The organism is Pseudomonas syringae group sp. 26L6 (genome assembly GCF_032587815.1).
Classification (GTDB): Bacteria; Pseudomonadota; Gammaproteobacteria; order Pseudomonadales; family Pseudomonadaceae; genus Aquipseudomonas; species Aquipseudomonas amygdali.
This window is the reverse complement of sequence record NZ_JAWHPJ010000018.1, coordinates 39,495-55,716: the sequence shown is the minus strand read 5'-3', so window position 1 is coordinate 55,716 and position 16,222 is coordinate 39,495. Positions and strand designations below refer to the sequence as shown.

Annotated in this window: 13 protein-coding genes and 2 pseudogenes; 10 read left to right on the top strand and 5 right to left on the bottom strand. The window is 54.9% G+C overall.

Features of this window, described 5'->3' with window-relative positions; translation table 11 throughout:
• Positions 1–8: 8 nt before the first annotated feature.
• The 5 genes and pseudogenes from RYA97_RS07910 to RYA97_RS07890 form a co-directional block, all read left to right on the top strand.
• A pseudogene (locus RYA97_RS07910) lies at positions 9–651 on the top strand (RHS repeat-associated core domain-containing protein); the annotation flags it as partial.
• Between the two features lie 8 nt (positions 652–659).
• Positions 660–1,079 (top strand): NTF2 fold immunity protein, encoded by a 420-nt coding sequence (locus RYA97_RS07905; protein WP_005772187.1) that lies wholly within the window; start codon positions 660–662, stop codon positions 1,077–1,079.
• A gap of 103 nt (positions 1,080–1,182) precedes the next feature.
• Positions 1,183–2,746: pseudogene (locus RYA97_RS07900) on the top strand (RHS repeat domain-containing protein); the annotation flags it as partial.
• A 7-nt stretch (positions 2,747–2,753) separates the two neighbouring features.
• Positions 2,754–2,999 carry a hypothetical protein gene (locus RYA97_RS07895; RefSeq protein WP_080725948.1) on the top strand — a complete coding sequence of 82 codons (246 nt, stop codon included), beginning with the start codon at positions 2,754–2,756 and terminating at the stop codon, positions 2,997–2,999.
• Between the two features lie 565 nt (positions 3,000–3,564).
• Positions 3,565–3,954, top strand: coding sequence for a hypothetical protein (locus RYA97_RS07890; protein ID WP_183134543.1), 390 nt, complete (start codon positions 3,565–3,567; stop codon positions 3,952–3,954).
• A 227-nt stretch (positions 3,955–4,181) separates the two neighbouring features.
• Here the strand turns inward: RYA97_RS07890 and RYA97_RS07885 are convergent, their stop codons facing one another.
• Complete coding sequence (locus RYA97_RS07885) at positions 4,182–5,507, bottom strand: OprD family porin (RefSeq protein WP_057405703.1); 1,326 nt, start codon at positions 5,505–5,507, stop codon at positions 4,182–4,184.
• A 450-nt stretch (positions 5,508–5,957) separates the two neighbouring features.
• Positions 5,958–6,182 (bottom strand): hypothetical protein, encoded by a 225-nt coding sequence (locus tag RYA97_RS07880; protein ID WP_004663296.1) that lies wholly within the window; start codon positions 6,180–6,182, stop codon positions 5,958–5,960.
• Between the two features lie 217 nt (positions 6,183–6,399).
• On the opposite strand from RYA97_RS07880, the gene RYA97_RS07875 reads away from it, so the two are divergent.
• Positions 6,400–6,729 (top strand): DUF2790 domain-containing protein, encoded by a 330-nt coding sequence (locus RYA97_RS07875; RefSeq protein WP_004663292.1) that lies wholly within the window; start codon positions 6,400–6,402, stop codon positions 6,727–6,729.
• A 279-nt stretch (positions 6,730–7,008) separates the two neighbouring features.
• Positions 7,009–8,268, top strand: a complete 1,260-nt coding sequence (locus RYA97_RS07870; protein ID WP_316892061.1) for a sodium:proton antiporter — start codon at positions 7,009–7,011, stop codon at positions 8,266–8,268.
• On the opposite strand, the gene RYA97_RS07865 is transcribed toward RYA97_RS07870, so the two are convergent.
• A complete protein-coding gene (locus RYA97_RS07865) occupies positions 8,269–9,168 on the bottom strand; it encodes an AraC family transcriptional regulator (protein WP_029240989.1) in 900 nt (299 codons plus the stop codon).
• Between the two features lie 281 nt (positions 9,169–9,449).
• On the opposite strand from RYA97_RS07865, the gene RYA97_RS07860 reads away from it, so the two are divergent.
• From RYA97_RS07860 to RYA97_RS07850, 3 genes are all read left to right on the top strand, one after another.
• Positions 9,450–10,766 carry an ABC transporter substrate-binding protein gene (locus tag RYA97_RS07860; protein WP_057404928.1) on the top strand — a complete coding sequence of 439 codons (1,317 nt, stop codon included), beginning with the start codon at positions 9,450–9,452 and terminating at the stop codon, positions 10,764–10,766.
• 39 nt (positions 10,767–10,805) lie between these two features.
• Positions 10,806–11,579 carry an L-iditol 2-dehydrogenase gene (locus RYA97_RS07855; protein WP_057404927.1) on the top strand — a complete coding sequence of 258 codons (774 nt, stop codon included), beginning with the start codon at positions 10,806–10,808 and terminating at the stop codon, positions 11,577–11,579.
• Between the two features lie 123 nt (positions 11,580–11,702).
• On the top strand, positions 11,703–12,524 hold the full coding sequence (locus RYA97_RS07850) for a DeoR/GlpR family DNA-binding transcription regulator (RefSeq protein ID WP_057404926.1): 822 nt from the start codon (positions 11,703–11,705) through the stop codon (positions 12,522–12,524).
• 111 nt (positions 12,525–12,635) lie between these two features.
• Here RYA97_RS07850 and typA read toward each other — a convergent pair whose 3' ends face one another.
• Both typA and thiI read right to left on the bottom strand, forming a co-directional pair.
• Entirely contained in the window at positions 12,636–14,456 is a 1,821-nt protein-coding gene (gene typA, locus RYA97_RS07845; RefSeq protein ID WP_002555714.1) for a translational GTPase TypA, read from the bottom strand.
• A gap of 144 nt (positions 14,457–14,600) precedes the next feature.
• Positions 14,601–16,055, bottom strand: a complete 1,455-nt coding sequence (gene thiI / locus RYA97_RS07840) for a tRNA uracil 4-sulfurtransferase ThiI (RefSeq protein WP_004654939.1) — start codon at positions 16,053–16,055, stop codon at positions 14,601–14,603.
• Positions 16,056–16,222 lie beyond the last annotated feature (167 nt).

Sequence of the window (16,222 nt, the reverse complement as noted above, 5' to 3'; positions counted from 1 at the left end):
TCGTCTGACAGAGAAAATATCGGGCTTGGGAGAATGACAGAAAAGCTTGTGATGAGCCATGTCGAGCAGAACCTGAAGTTTCAGGGGTAGTATTTCGATGTCGAGACAGGGCTTCACTACAACACGTTTCGGTATTACGATCCGGAGATAGGACGGTTTATAACGCAGGATCCGATTGGGCTGAGTGGGGGGGATAATCTTTATCTGTATGCGCCTAATCCTTATGAGTGGGTTGATCCATTAGGCTGGTGCGTCAATGCTAATGTTATCCGAGGCCCCGCAGGACAGCCTCTACGAGCGACGGCTACGATTACCGAAAATGACATTAAAAAAGGTGGAACTGCGACAAACGCATCGTCCCGGAGCTGGGCGAGAAGCCTTGGCAATCCGGACGACGATGCGGGCCACATAATCGCCAAGCTACTCGGTGGAGCTGGAGGAAAAAATGGTGTTTTCCCTCAACTTCCGGGAATTAACAGGTGGCTTTTTAGAGACTTCGAAAAGGACGTTGCCGAGTATGTACTAAAAAAAGGCCCTGTAGACGTAGATATAAAATTTGTATATGGAAAGTCTTCAACACGCCCGGACCAGATATTGTACAACGTTTCACAAAACGGCAAGCGCATACTATTTAATATATTTGACAATTAGAGGAACCCATGAAAGAAAAACCTAAACCCCTTGATGTGCTAATACAGTTCCTTGGCGACATGAATGAATGGGAAAGTAGTTTTTTTCGCGAAAAATTTTCTTTAATAGAAAAAGGTATTGATGCAAACTCATGCAGTGAAAACTATAAAAAAAAACTTGAAGAAATCTTGCAAAAACACTCAATAAAATCTCCGAAAAGCTGGGCACGATTAGAAGGTTTGGCGTGTGGAGAGCCTACAATGTATGACCCTATAAGAGACAAGGTGAAAACGGACAAAGAAAGCGATCAATCCGCTTCTTTTATCGTTGAGCAATCTATTGGACTTGAGGCAAGTTTTAAGTTCACTTTAGTCAACTCTCAATCAGGATGGATGATTAGAAAAAAAGAGACTCTACGCAGAGATAAATGGCAAAAATCGACATTTTAATTTTATTCTAACATCCTCAACTTGTTGATATTAAAAGCACAGCCATTATTCTAGATATTAAAAATCTGCTCCTTAAAAGTCAGACAAAATCACTACACTAGAGCGTAAGCCTAGAGACGGTAGAGAACTCGGTATCACTGCAGAGAAACTGACCGCCCGACGCAGGAGACCTCGCCTCAGGGCGCGCTGGCCTACGAGTACGATCCGCTCAGCAACCTGACTACGCTGACCCTTCCCACCGGCCAGCACCTGAACCACCTGTATTACGGCAGCGGTCACCTGCATCAACTGAACCTCGATGGCCAGTTGATCAGCGATCATGGAGCGCGACGACCTGCACCGCGAGATCTACCGCACGCAGGGAAAACTCACCAGTTGCTTCGGCTACGACGCCCTTGGCCGCAAGGCTTGGCAGTACGCAACCACACTGCCCGCTGAAAAACTCTCACAGATCCAGAACCCGCTCATAAAACCAGAGCGCTACGTCGAACACGCCTACAACCCGATCCACCGCCGCTACGAGTACGACCCGGCTGGCGAACTGAGCCGCACCCTCGACAAACTGCGCGGCGAGGTCACCTACGAATACGAAGCCAACGGCCGCCTGCTTGAACACAACCCCGAAAAACGCTTCGAAGGCGAAGAATTCCGCTACGACACCGCTGGCAACCGCCTGAACTTCAACACCAACCGCTTCGACCGCGTCAAAGACAACCGTCTCAAGCAATGGAGCAACCACGAATACAAGTACGACGCGTGGGGCAACCTGGTCGAGAAAATCGTCGGCATCGTCCGCTGGCAAACCTTCACCTACGACAGCGAAAACCGCCTGGTCAAAACCGAGACCATGGCCAACAGTCAAGTGGAGAGCACCAGCAGCTACCAGTACGACAGCCTCCAAACAGTCGGATATCAAAGGCCAGAGCGACGAGAAACGCTTTCTCTGGCAGGGATTGCGGCTGCTGCGTGAAGAGGGTCCCGAGCACAGCAGCTTGTATCTCTATGAGCCTGGCAGCTACGCGCCTTTAGCCCGTGTTGATGAGAAAAAGGGCGAGTTAGAGAACAAGGTCTACTACTTCCACACAGACCAGATTGGTACACCACTGGAGATGACTGATGCCGAAGGGCAGATCGTCTGGCAGGCCAAATACCGGCCGTGGGGAGCGATTGAAAAGCTGGTGGTTAACGAGGTCGAGCAGAACCTGAGGTTTCAGGGGCAGTATTTCGATGTCGAGACAGGGCTTCACTACAACACGTTTCGGTATTACGATCCTGAGATTGGGCGGTTTATTACGCAGGATCCGATTGGGCTGAGTGGGGGGGATAATCTCTATCAATATGCACCTAATCCTTATGGGTGGGTTGATCCGTTAGGTCTATGCAATAGATTTTCGGGTGGTGCAAAAAAAATCGGAACGATTACTACCAGAACAACAAAGAACACCACTCGACTAGGTGGTAAGGCTGGTGAGCCGGGAGTGAAAATAACCTATAAAGACGGCACGGAATTCGATATGACCAGTACTCGAGTCAAAGAAACAGAACTTAACCCTTATGTACCTGGAGCAACACGCCCAATACGATATGAGAACCCTCTAGATACTAAAGGTACCAAACGAGCTCCTACTCAGCAGGAGTTGGACTGGTTTAACAGCATTAATTGGTAGGTGAAATATGATTGATTCAAAAGTCGGAGAGAGAGTGGTGGTATCTATTCACTCGGAATATGGGCCTTACATTAGAGTATCAACATATGATGACGCAGGCGCATTAGAGGATTTGTTGGACGAGAAATATTTCGTGCTGTATTGGAAATCGACACCCCCTGAGCTGCTCGATGATGGAGGGAATGAATATTATTTTGGGAATGCTGCGGACCCGGTGAAACTACAGTTTATTTTAGACTCAATTATTTTCTGATTTTCAAAAGTGGCGATGTATAGGCAAAATATATCGAGCTGTACGGGTAGAACTTTTCGATATATAAAGATGAGGCCGAATAGCCCGAGTGGATATGTGGTAGAGTATAACGTTGAAAAGGCTATAGTCGTGAATACTTCCGGAAAGTCAACCAGCATTATCAAGGTAAATATTAGAAACTGAATCATGCATGCGGCATTCACAAAATGAGATTGCGCTATGACTAATGATTTACTTAATGCCTTTTTGGAGCAGGAGTTTAACGATTCTGTCCGAGAGTTGCTTGCGACTGCTGTGAAGAATTCTATAAAGCCAGGAGCCCAGCTCGTAATAAGAGGTTTGGAGCTCAATTGTTCGATATTCTGTTAAACTTTGAGCGTAGAACTGCTACTTTAGGGGATGTCCTATCTTCAGGCACGGATAGTGAACAGGAAATGCCACTGCCGTTTTTTTAGGACTTGTGGCTTAAGTGAGGATTAAGAGATGAAAAAATGGCAGTCAAGTGCTCATTTTAATATCACGAATACAGTATCAAAGCGAGCTCACAGCCCCGATATTAATAATCTTGAAAACCATCACCCAAATGAAAGCTAAAGATATAATAGAAAAAGTCGACTTCAAAACGTACGTTTCTTCGAATCTCTGCGACCCTATCACACGTAAATTAATTAAAAAACCTAAAATATCTGATATTTCATCCTTGCTACCTCCAGAAGTATCTATCTATGATGATCAAAATAAAAACACGTTAAAATTCATTATAGAATTCAGAGCCAGCAACCTGGCAGCCCAAGGGCGCCAACTTAATGGCGCAGACCTATGTGCAGCATCGCTTGAAGCTTCAAAAGATGAGGCGTTGCGAAGCTGGGTCACCTTGGAAATAGAAAATTATCTTGTAATTTTCATAATAAACTCTGAAAGCTTTGAGATTGACGGCTGCATGTCACTAAGATAAAAACCCGAGTTCGACACAACCAAGCCCTGTAACAAGTTACAAACATCAGAACACCCAAAACTGTCAAGAAATCAAACAGTTTCAAATGCAAGCATCATCATTTGCAAAAAAATTAGCCTAGGATAGATGCCGTAATTCCGCAGCACATGCCCGTCATAAAACCGGGCCTGTTAGCGTATTCGCACCTCTTCAAAAAAAGCGTCCCTAAGGACGCTTCAGTCAAACATTCAAAGCACACTCAACGGATACTCCACAATCACCCGCACCTCATCCAGGTCCGATTCAAACGCCGTGGCACGAGTCGTTGCCTGACGCACGCGCAGCGACAGGTCTTTGAGTGATCCGGTCTGCACGATGTATTTCGCTTCGATATCGCGCTCCCAGCGTTTTTGATCGGTCAGCGGGTTGCCTTGTGCGTCGCGGCGCATGTAGGTGCTGTTGGCGTTGGAGTAGTCGGCGTCGGTGCCTTTGCCGTAGCGGGTCATGAACGACAGGCCGGGTACGCCGAAGGTGGACATGTCGAGGTTGTAGGTGACCATCCACGAGCGCTCTTTGGGTGAGTTGAAGTCGCTGTACTGGATGGAGTTGGCCAGGTAGATGGAGTCGGACTGCCGGAGGTAGTCGAAATCGTCATCACCTTCGTTGCGCTGGTGCGAGAGCGACAGGGTGTGCGCGCCGTATTGCAGGGCGAGTTTTGCGCTCCAGATGTCGTTGTCGAATTCGCCGAGCAGCTTTTTGCCTTCGTCAGTGGCGTTGTAGTAGTTCAGGCTGCTGGTCAGCGACAGGTCGTCAGAGAGCGGCAGCACGTAGGACGCTGAAGCGTATTTCTGATCCCAGGCGTCTTTGAGTCGGCTGGTGTAGAGGCCAAGGCTCAGCCTGTCGGTGGCCTGATAGTCACCGCCGAAGTAGGCAACCCATGGAGAGTCCACGGCACCGCCGTAGAAGGTGACGAAACCGTCGCGCATGTTGCTGGAAACGGGCTGGCTCATGGAGTGCAGGCGACCGCCTTGCAGGGTCAGGCCGCTGATGCTGTTGTTGACGGCGGTAACGCCGCGAAAGCTTTCCGGCAGCAGACGGGAGTCGCCGAAGGCAACCACCGGGGTGGACGGAAACACATCGCCCACGTTGACGACGGTGTCGAAGGCTCTGGCCTTCAGTGAGCCACCTACCTTGGTGTATTCGTCACGGGCGCTGCCTTCCCCATCGACCGGCAGCACGTCGAATGCGCTGCGGCCGCCGTTGCGGCCGTCACCGGTGTCGAGCTTGATACCGATCATGGCAAATGCATCGACCCCGACGCCGAAGGTGCCTTGAGTAAAACCTGACTGGAATCGCCCGATGATGCCTTGCGCCCACGCTTCGGAGTAACCATTGCCGGTAGGGCTGGATTCGCCGTTGCGATGGTCGCGGTTCATGTAGAAGTTGCGGTTGAGTACGGTCAGCGTGCTGCCTTCGATGAAGCCTTCTTTTTGCTCTTCGGCGAATACGGCAGCCGGTGCGACACCGGCGAGGGTCGAACACAGGGCCAGTGATAGAGTTTTAAGTTGAGTCATGTGCGCTCCGTCCAATCGGCAGATTGTTATAAACATGTCGATCTGGCTGTTTTTATTAACCCGAGCGCTGCCAGTGGGGCACAATCTTGAAGTGACGAAGATAACGCCGAGGTGACGGGAAGATTACAACTATGAAAGGAAGTGCATTACAGCACGCCGTTGCTCAATAAAATAAAATACGCTTTGACCGGTGTAATCAGACATTCAAGATAGGACGCAGAGCGTCCAGAACGGCATTCCCTGGTTCAAGTGCACTCCTTCTGGCGGCTGTACCGGCCTTTTCGCGAGCAAGCTCGCTCCCACGGGCGCTGGAGCACGGGCGTGATAACGATTTGTGTAGATACGGGAATAAAAAAGCGCCCCGAAGGACGCTTAAAGATTCGCCCCGACCAAAGGAGCAGGGAGCTACCAAGGGCGAATGGGGGTGCAGCGGGTCGGGCATCAAAGGCATCAGCCTTCGGACTTGGTCGACCGCTCGGCCTTGGCGTTGTCGTCTGTGTTGACGTAGCGCTCGGCTTTGTTGCTGCTGTTCTGTTCCTTGAAGCGCAGTTCCTGTGCAAGACGCATCTTGTCAGCCGCTGTGCTTGCGTACTCGTTGCCGTCGTCGGCGAAGGCTGCAGTGGCGGACAAGGCAGCTACGGCGAAAACCATCGACTTGATCAGTTTCATCATCATTACCTCTTTCGGTGTGTAAGGAGTTCCTTAAAAGCGCAGTGCTCGTCAGGGATGAAACAAGCGTACGTCCGGGTAGCTAACAGGAAGGTGAGCAGAGAATGACAATACTGTTAGAAAGCTGACATCTGCGAGATTACCGATTTGTAATGTTTCAGCCACTTTCCGGTTAGTGCGCACTTGGTAAGGTTGAACCACATTCAAACGGAGACAAAAGAAAATGCGCACCGCCAAATCGTTGTTACTTGCTCTGGTCATTCTTTCGCCACTGAGTGCTTACGCTTACACCACTGATGAAGTCAAAGCCACCACAGTGATCAAGGAACACCAGGCCAGCGTGCAGAAATACGCCGCTATCCATAACAAGCCGATGCCGGAGATCAAGGAGTACAAATACGGAATGAAGCTCGACGTTGCCAAGGTCATTCGCAAATCCCCGGATCTGCAAACCTGTAGCGTGATGCCGAAACTGATGACCTACGAGGACTCCAAAGGCAAGTTGAACACCGTGCAGTACCAGGTCCTGAGCGGGTGCAGAAACAGCCAGTGATTCTGAACCTGCCAGGGAGGCCACCCACTGTTACATCCCCCATCAGCCCGGACCGTTATCCGGGCTGACTTTTTTGTGTCTGCAATGCCCCGCTTCTTGCGCTTTCAAGTCTGCCTCATTCACTGATTCCTGCCTTTTTTGCAACATCACCGCATCTGCGTGGTCAACGCAAACCCCACTGTGTCGTGTCGCGATGTGTCTGGACATGGATCCGGTCCATCAAACACAGGCTCGGTTACGGTGATCGAGACACTGCACTTACGGATTCTGGAATGACGGATGCTTGAACTAGCTGCTGGTTTTATCTGCCTCACTGCGCTGCTGACCTATGTGAACTATCGCTTTATCGGTCTGCCGCCCACCATCGGTGTGATGGTCACCGCGCTGATGTTCTCTTTGCTGCTGCAAGGCCTGAGTTTTCTGGGCTATCCCGGCCTGGAAGATCGCGTCCAGCAGTTGATCGGTCAGATCGACTTCGGCGACCTGCTGATGAACTGGATGCTGTCCTTCCTGCTGTTCGCCGGGGCGCTGCACGTCAACCTTGCCGACCTGAGAAGCTATCGCTGGCCCATCGGCCTGCTGGCAACCTTCGGTGTGTTGATTGCCACCACCGTGATCGGCGCGCTGGCCTACTGGATCTTCGCCCTGTTCGGCTGGCACGTCAGCCCGCTGTTCTGCCTGCTGTTTGGTGCGCTGATCTCGCCCACCGACCCGATTGCCGTGCTCGGTGTGTTGCGTACCGCCAACGCCTCCAAACCGCTGAAAACCACCATCGTTGGTGAAAGCCTGTTCAACGATGGCACGGCGGTGGTGGTGTTCACCGTTCTGCTGGGTATCGCGCAGTTGGGCGAGACGCCGACGGTTGGCGAAACCGCCCTGCTGTTCGTCCACGAAGCAGTCGGCGGTGTGCTGTTCGGCGGCCTGATTGGCTATGCCGTGTACCTGATGATCAAAAGCATCGAGCAGTATCAGATCGAAGTCATGCTGACTCTCGCGCTGGTGATCGGCGGCTCGGCGATGGCCTCCGAGCTGCATGTGTCAGGCCCTATCGCGATGGTCGTGGCCGGGCTGATCATCGGCAACCTGGGACGTAATCTGGCGATGAACGACATGACCCGTCGTTACATGGACGGTTTCTGGGAATTGCTGGATGACATGCTCAACGCACTGCTGTTTGCGCTGATCGGCATGGAGCTGTTGCTGCTGCCGTTCTCTTGGCAGCACCTGATTGCCGCCAGCCTGCTGGCAGCGGCGATTCTGCTGTCGCGCTTTGTCACCGTGGCCCCGGCTATTCTGCTGCTGCGTCGCTGGCGTAAGGTGCCGCACGGTACGATCCGCATCCTGACCTGGGGCGGCTTGCGCGGCGGTGTCTCGGTGGCACTGGCGCTGGCCTTGCCCACCGGACCGGAGCGTGACCTGCTGCTGAGCATCACCTACATCGTGGTGTTGCTGTCGATCCTCTTGCAAGGCCTGACGATCGGTAAGCTGGTGCATGCCGTCACCCGTTCGCCTCAGGCGAAAGAGCCGGCAGAGCATTGATCAGACGGATGCAGCGGCGCGCCGGTACTCACTGGGCGTCTGCTGCATCTCCACGCGGAAATGCCGGTTGAAGTTGGACAGGTTGGCGTAACCCACTTCAAAGCAGATGTCCGACACCGACATCTCGCTGTGCAGCAGCAACCGGCAAGCCCGCTGAACCCGCAGTTTGCGCATCAGGTCGATAAAACAATGCCCGGTGGTGCGTTTGAAGAAGCGCGAAAAGCCCGGATCACTCATGTCCAGCCGTTGCGCGATGACTGACAGGCGAATATCGCTGGTCAATTCAGTCAGCAGATAATCGAACGCCTTGTTGATCCGCTCGGAACTGCGCGCATCCAGGGTCGGTGCATACCAGGTGCTGGCCAGCAGATGAGCCTCCTGCGCAGGTGCCTTCATCAGTGTATTGACCAGTTGTAGAAACAGAATCAGCCGTTCCAGGCCTTGTGCCGGGCCGATCTGCTCCAGCAGTTGCGCAGCCTGCACCGCTGTTTCGCCGGTGAACTCCAACCCGCGACGTGCCTGTTCGAACAGACGCTGCAAATCGCCCAGTTCCGGCAGCGTGCCACGTAGCGCCAGCAACGCCGCGCCATCGAACTGCAACACCACGTCACGCCCGGCCAAGTGCTCGCCGGGGGCCAGATCGCCGATCCAGTCGTGAGGCAAATCGGGACCGATCAGGGCCACATGACCGGCACCGAACTCACCGATGTAATCACCGGCCACCAGCTTGCCACTGCCCTGGCGGATCAGGTGGATTTCAAATTCTGGATGGTGGTTCCAGCGGGCCAGCGAGTAGGGATAGTCGTGCTCGTACCAGCGAAAGCAGTGGTCTGGTTGCGGGAGAATAACCTCAAGCTCGGCGGGACGCTGCTCAAACAAAGCCGCTCGGCTGTCAGGCACTGGACGCCCCTTTTATCGTTATGAATGCGCTGTGGACAACTAAACATACGCCCTGCCGCTCGGCCAGTGCTAGCTCACAATTAATCCGCCACTGATACTTTTTTGCTTTCAGAGCGCCGCGTGGCCAGCGGTTAAAAAAGTATCAGTCGATCGTTTGCCATGCGTTTGTTCAGGCCGCAACAGGCTGCTGTAATCGAGCCGTCCACCATGGTGATTCAGCCGTGGCCAACAACAAAAACAATGACTCCCGCCAGCCAAGGCGCGGGATGGAGTGCCCTGAGATGAACATCCGCAAAGCGCTTTTCCTGTCAGCGGGCGTGTCCGTCGCCCTTTTCAACCTGACCGTCCAGGCTGCCGAAACCGTGACCATCGCCACGGTGAACAACGGCGACATGATCCGCATGCAGCGCCTGTCGAAAACCTTTGAGCAGCAGCATCCCGACATCAAGCTCAACTGGGTAGTGCTGGAAGAAAACGTCCTGCGCCAGCGCCTGACCACCGACATTGCTACTCAAGGCGGCCAGTTCGACGTGCTGACCATCGGCACCTACGAAACGCCACTGTGGGGTGCCAAGCAATGGCTGGAACCAATCACCGGCCTTGCGCCCGAGTACGAACTGGAAGACATATTTCCCTCAGTGCGCCAAGGTTTGTCGGTCAAGGACACGCTCTATGCCCTGCCCTTTTATGGCGAAAGCACGATCACCTATTACCGAACCGACCTGTTCAAGCAGGCAGGTCTGAGCATGCCGCAGCAGCCAACCTGGACCCAACTGGGTGAGTTCGCGGCGAAGCTGCATCAGCCCGACAAAGGTATTTACGGCATGTGCCTGCGCGGCAAGGCCGGTTGGGGCGAGAACATCGCGCTGCTGAGCACCATGGCCAACGCGTTTGGCGCGCGCTGGTTCGATGAACAATGGAAGCCCGAACTGACCAGCCCGGAATGGAGCAAGGCTGCGAATTTCTACGTCGATACGCTGAAAAAGTATGGCCCGCCGGGCGTGTCGAGCAATGGTTTCAACGAAACCCTCGCGCTGTTCAACAGCGGCAAATGCGCCTTGTGGGTCGACGCCAGCGTGGCCGGCTCCTTCACGACGGACAAGGAACAGAGCAAGGTGGTCGACAGCGTCGGCTTCGCACCTGCGCCGGTTGAAGTGACCGACAAGGGCTCATCATGGCTCTACGCCTGGTCGCTGGCGATACCGGCCACCTCAAAGCACAAGGACGCGGCCAAGACGTTCATCACTTGGGCGACGTCCAAAGCCTATATCCAGCTGGTCGCCGAGAAAGACGGCATCAGTAATGTGCCGCCAGGTACTCGAACTTCTACCTACAGCGAGGCCTATCTCAAGGCTGCGCCGTTTGCCAGCGTCACGCTGCAAATGATGCAACACGCCGACCCCGCGCACCCCTCGGCCAAGCCAGTGCCTTACGTCGGCATCCAGTACGTGACCATTCCCGAGTTCCAGGCCATCGGCACCTCGGTCGGCAAGTTGTTCTCCGCTGCCGTGACCGGCCAGACCACCACTGAACAGGCGCTCAGCGCTGCACAGGCCGTCACCGAACGCGAGATGAAACGCGCCGGTTATCCGAAGTAAAGCTGCGGCCCTCAACTGTATTGGACGGATGATGAACCCATGAAACGACTTGAAGGTAAAAGTGCGCTGATCACCGGATCGGCGCGAGGCATCGGGCGTGCGTTTGCCCAGGCATATATCCAGGAAGGTGCTCGTGTAGCCATTGCCGATATCAATCTGCAACGCGCGCAAGCCACGGCGAACGAGCTGGGGCCGAACGCCTACGCGGTCAGCATGGACGTGACGGACCAGGCGTCCATCGATCAGGCCATCGCCGCTGTGGTCGCACAGGCCGGCAAGCTGGATATCCTGATCAACAACGCCGCACTGTTTGATCTGGCACCAATTGTCGGTATCACCCGCGACAGTTACGAGCGGCTGTTTTCGATCAACGTCGCGGGCACCCTGTTCACGTTGCAGGCAGCAGCCAGGCAAATGATTGCCCAGGGGCACGGCGGCAAGATCATCAACATGGCCAGTCAGGCTGGTCGGCGTGGCGAGGCGCTGGTGGCGGTGTACTGCGCGACCAAGGCTGCGGTGATCAGCCTGACCCAATCGGCCGGACTGGACCTCATCAAGCATGGCATCAACGTCAACGCCATCGCACCGGGCGTGGTCGATGGCGAACACTGGGATGGCGTGGATGCGATGTTCGCCCGCTATGAAAACCGCCCGCTGGGCGAGAAGAAGAAGCTGGTCGGCGAGCAGGTGCCATACGGACGTATGGGCACGGCGGATGACCTGACCGGCATGGCGATTTTCCTTGCGTCGCCGGACAGTGAATACGTCGTCGCCCAGACCTATAACGTCGATGGTGGCAACTGGATGAACTGAGGTGGACTGCCTGTAAAGATGAGCAAGTCCGTGCAAAAAGGCCCGTCGCTGCTTCCATTGCCGGAGCGATTGGCTAAGATGCGCGGACCGCCTGTTGTCTTGGCGGCTCATCAAGGAGCACGAATGTCCACTGAAGAGGAGATCGCCATTTCCGGCGGTACACCTATGATCCCCGATCAGCGCCGGGAGCTGATGCTGCGTCAATTGCGCAAGCATCAGGTGCTCAGCGTTCATCAGTTGATGGAGATGTTCGACTGCTCGCACATGACCATCCGCCGCGATATCGCCCAGCTGGAACAGGAAGGCCGGGCCTATTCAGTCACCGGTGGCGTGCGCATTGCCAGTCAGGTGCACAGCGAGCCCAGCCATCAGTCCAAGGCGGTTATAGAGCTGCCGCACAAACAGGGCATGGCGAGGCTCGCGGCGGGTTTGCTGCACCCGGACATGACGATCTATCTGGACGCAGGCACCAGCACACTCGAAATCGTCCCGCATATCATCGCGCTGTCAGGCATGACTGTGGTCACCAATGATTTCGGCGTAGTCCACGCGCTGGCCGATGCTGCTCATGTGGATGTGATTCACACCGGCGGGCTGCTCGATCATCCGAACCGCTCCAGCGTCGGCGGGCTGGCGGCAGCGACGTTGCGGCAACTGGCGACCGATGTGGCCTTCATGTCGACCAGCTCGTGGGACCTGCAACGTGGCACGACTACACCGTCGGCGCTGAAAGTCGAGGTCAAACAGGCCGCCATGCAGTCAGCCTCGCAAACCATATTGGTCGCGACCAGCTCGAAATACGGCACCTTCGGCATGTACAAGGTGGCCGGGCTCGAGCAGTTCGACACCATCATCACCGATGCCGCGCTGGCTGAAGCTGCTGCCGATGGTATCCGCAAGCAACGTATCGAACTGCTGCTGGCACCGGTGGGTGGCAAGCGCTAGACACTTGATACCCGCCCTGAGCTTCGGCCGGTTGCGTGTCCCGATAATCCATCAGGCATAAAAAAACCCCGGTCTCTCGACCGGGGTTTTTTATTCAGCGCGGGCTAAGTATCAAGCCTTGGCTTTCTTGGCAGCGCGGGTACGCTCGCTTTCGTCCAGGATCTTCTTGCGAAGACGGATGGACTTCGGCGTTACTTCGCACAGCTCGTCGTCCTGGATGAATTCCAGAGCCTGTTCAAGGGTGAACTTGACAGGTGGAACCAGGGCGATGGTTTCGTCTTTGCCCGAAGCACGCATGTTGTCGAGCTTCTTGCCTTTGGTAGGGTTCACACCCAGGTCGTTGTCGCGGCTGTTCAGACCAACGATCTGACCACCGTAGATTTCCTGACCGTGCTCGACGAACAGCTTGCCGCGCGCCTGCAGGGTTTCCAGGGAGTAGGTGAGTGCCTTGCCGGTTTCAACCGAAACCAGAACGCCGTTCTGACGGCCGGACATGTCGCCGGACTTCATCACGTCGTAACGGTCGAAGATCGAGGTCAGGATGCCAGCACCGGAGGTGAGGGTCAGGAACTCGTTACGGAAACCGATCAGGCCGCGGGCCGGGATGTTGTACTCAAGGCGAACACGGCCTTTGCCATCCGGAACCATGTTGGTCAGGTCGCCTTTACGCAGACCCATTTGCTCCATGATCGCGCCCTGGGATTCTTCCGGCAGGTCGATGGTCACGTTTTCGTACGGTTCGTGCTTAACGTCACCTACGCGACGGATGATCACTTCCGGACGACCAACACCCATTTCGAAGCCTTCGCGACGCATGGTTTCGATCAGTACCGAGAGGTGCAGCTCACCACGGCCGGAGACCTTGAACTTGTCGGCGGTGTCGCCTTCTTCAACGCGCAGGGCAACGTTGTACAGCAGTTCCTTGTCCAGACGTTCCTTGATGTTACGGCTGGTGACGAACTTGCCTTCCTTACCGCAGAACGGCGAATCGTTAACCTGGAAGGTCATCGAAACGGTTGGCTCGTCGACGGTCAGCGGCTTCATCGCTTCGACATTCAGTGGGTCGCACAGAGTGTCGGAGATGAACAGCTGGTCGAAGCCGCTGATGCAGACGATGTCGCCGGCAGCTGCTTCTTCAACGTCCACACGGTGCAGACCGTGGTGACCCATCAGCTTCAGGATACGACCGTTACGCTTCTTGCCTTCGGCATCGATAGCAACAACCGGGGTGTTTGGCTTGACGCGACCGCGAGCGATACGGCCAACACCGATGACGCCCAGGAAGCTGTTGTAGTCCAGAGCCGAGATCTGCATCTGGAACGGGCCGTCACGGTCAACCTTTGGAGCAGGAACGTGGTCGACGATCGACTGATAAAGCGGAGTCATGTCTTCAGCCATGTCGGTGTGTTCCAGACCGGCAATACCGTTCAGGGCCGAGGCGTAGACGACTTTGAAGTCCAGCTGTTCTTCGGTAGCACCGAGGTTGTCGAACAGGTCGAAGATCTGGTCCAGAACCCAGTCCGGACGCGCGCCTGGACGGTCAACCTTGTTGATGACCACGATTGGACGCAGGCCGGCTTCGAAAGCCTTCTTGGTCACAAAACGGGTTTGCGGCATAGGGCCGTCCTGGGCATCAACCAGCAGCAGTACGGAGTCGACCATCGACATCACGCGCTCTACTTCACCACCGAAGTCGGCGTGGCCCGGGGTGTCCACGATGTTGATGTGGTAGCCATTCCAGTTGATCGCGGTGTTCTTCGCGAGAATGGTAATACCGCGCTCTTTTTCCTGGTCGTTGGAGTCCATCACGCGCTCGTCGTTGAGCTCGTTGCGCTCAAGGGTGCCGGACTGGCGCAGGAGTTTGTCTACCAGGGTGGTCTTACCATGGTCAACGTGAGCAATGATGGCGATGTTGCGTAGATTTTCGATCACTTGTGTATCTCGATCAGAGGATTCGGTCTGCTGACTGTTTATAAGGCAGCGATTAACTATTTCGAGTCGGCAAAAGCCGTTACGGCATGACGACTGGTGTCGGGGGGCCGGTGACGCAAGCCACAGGCAAACAGCCCCGGGCACTTAGCTCGGTCGATAAACGCGCACATTGGCATGCCCCTCACTGAGCAAATGGTGAGCATGCAGGCGACTCATGACGCCTTTGTCGCAATACAAAAGGTACTGGCGCGTGTCATCCAGTGCCTTGAAACGGCTGTTCAATGCGTAGAACGGCAACGTCTGTATCTCCACGCCAGGCACTTGCAGCGGCTGGTCCTCCTGGGCATCCGGGTGACGGATGTCGATGATGACCTGACCGGCCAGCGCCTGGCTGACTTCTTCTATGTCGACATTGCGGCTCAGATCGTCGATGACCCGATCGATCGAAATCAGCTTTGCGCGTTCAAGCGCTTGCTCGAGAATCGCCATGTCGAACTGTTTTTCTTCGTACTCAACGCGATTTCGCTTGGCGTTGGTCTTCGGGTTGACCGAAATCACCCCGCAATACTCAGGCATGTGGCGGGCAAAATCGGCAGTGCCTATTTCGGTCGCCAGGTCCACGATGTCCTGCTTGTGGCTCGCAACCAGCGGTCGCAGGACCAGCTTGTCGGTCGCCGCGTCGATCAGCGACAGGTTTGGCAGCGTCTGGCTGGCAACCTGTGAAATCGCTTCGCCAGTTACCAGCACGTCGATTTCGAGACGATCAGCCACGGCGGATGCAGCGCGTAACATCATACGCTTCAAAACTACACCCATATGACTGTTATCGACTTTCTGCAGAATTTCTCCGAGAACTTCCTCGAATGGCACGCTGACAAACAGCACCCGCTGCGAACTGCCGTACTTCTTCCAGATAAAGTGAGCGACTTCCATCACGCCCAGTTCATGGGCTCTTCCGCCCAGATTGAAGAAGCAGAAGTGCGCCATAAGGCCGCGGCGCATGATCTGGTAGGCCGCAACGGTCGAATCGAAACCGCCGGACATCAATACCAGGGTCTGCTCCAGCGCACCCAGCGGGTAGCCGCCCATGCCCTGATGCTGGTCATGAACGACAAACAACCGTTGGTCGCGAATTTCCATCCGCACGACCAGATCGGGCTTTTTCAGCTCGATTCCGGCAGCGCCGCATTGCATGCGCAACTTGCTACCGACGTATTTCTCGACATCCATCGAGCTGAAATCGTGGCGACCGGCGCGCTTGCAACGCACTGAAAACATCTTGCCGGGCAGCAGGTCGGCGTAGTGCAGTTTGCACTTGGCAACGATGTCATCCATATCGCCCAACGGGTACTCGGCCACCTGCAGAAAGTTGGCAATGCCGGGCATGCAACTTAGCCGGTCCCTGATGCCCTGCAGCACTTTGGGGTCGGTCTGGCGGGTCTCCACCTCAAGGTTGTCCCATACGCCACCCACGACAATGTCCGCGTCCAGTTCACGGAGCACGGTACGAATGTTCTTGCCCAGTTGCCGGATGAATTTCTTGCGCACCGGCGGGCTTTTAATGGTGATTTCTGGAAAAACTTTAACGATTAGTTTCATGGAAACAGCGCGTGAGGTGCCGACTGAAAAAGGGGGGCGCGGATTATAGCGGAAATTGCTCAACGTTTAACCAGTTATCGTATACCCGATCATCAGCGCACCAAAAAGAGTCGACGCACCAAACTGCAGCGCCATAACGGTGCGTACTTTTCTCGGCAGACGCGTTT

Bases quoted from the DNA above. Each gene is read 5' to 3' on its own strand.
- RYA97_RS07880 (WP_004663296.1), bottom strand. From the start codon at position 6,182: ATGATGATGAAACTGATCAAGTCGATGGTTTTCGCCGTAGCTGCCTTG.
- RYA97_RS07895 (WP_080725948.1), top strand. From the start codon at position 2,754: ATGATTGATTCAAAAGTCGGAGAGAGAGTGGTGGTATCTATTCACTCG.
- RYA97_RS07850 (WP_057404926.1), top strand. From the start codon at position 11,703: ATGTCCACTGAAGAGGAGATCGCCATTTCCGGCGGTACACCTATGATC.
- RYA97_RS07870 (WP_316892061.1), top strand. From the start codon at position 7,009: ATGCTTGAACTAGCTGCTGGTTTTATCTGCCTCACTGCGCTGCTGACC.
- RYA97_RS07860 (WP_057404928.1), top strand. From the start codon at position 9,450: ATGAACATCCGCAAAGCGCTTTTCCTGTCAGCGGGCGTGTCCGTCGCC.
- thiI (WP_004654939.1), bottom strand. From the start codon at position 16,055: ATGAAACTAATCGTTAAAGTTTTTCCAGAAATCACCATTAAAAGCCCG.
- RYA97_RS07885 (WP_057405703.1), bottom strand. From the start codon at position 5,507: ATGACTCAACTTAAAACTCTATCACTGGCCCTGTGTTCGACCCTCGCC.
- RYA97_RS07855 (WP_057404927.1), top strand. From the start codon at position 10,806: ATGAAACGACTTGAAGGTAAAAGTGCGCTGATCACCGGATCGGCGCGA.
- RYA97_RS07905 (WP_005772187.1), top strand. From the start codon at position 660: ATGAAAGAAAAACCTAAACCCCTTGATGTGCTAATACAGTTCCTTGGC.
- RYA97_RS07875 (WP_004663292.1), top strand. From the start codon at position 6,400: ATGCGCACCGCCAAATCGTTGTTACTTGCTCTGGTCATTCTTTCGCCA.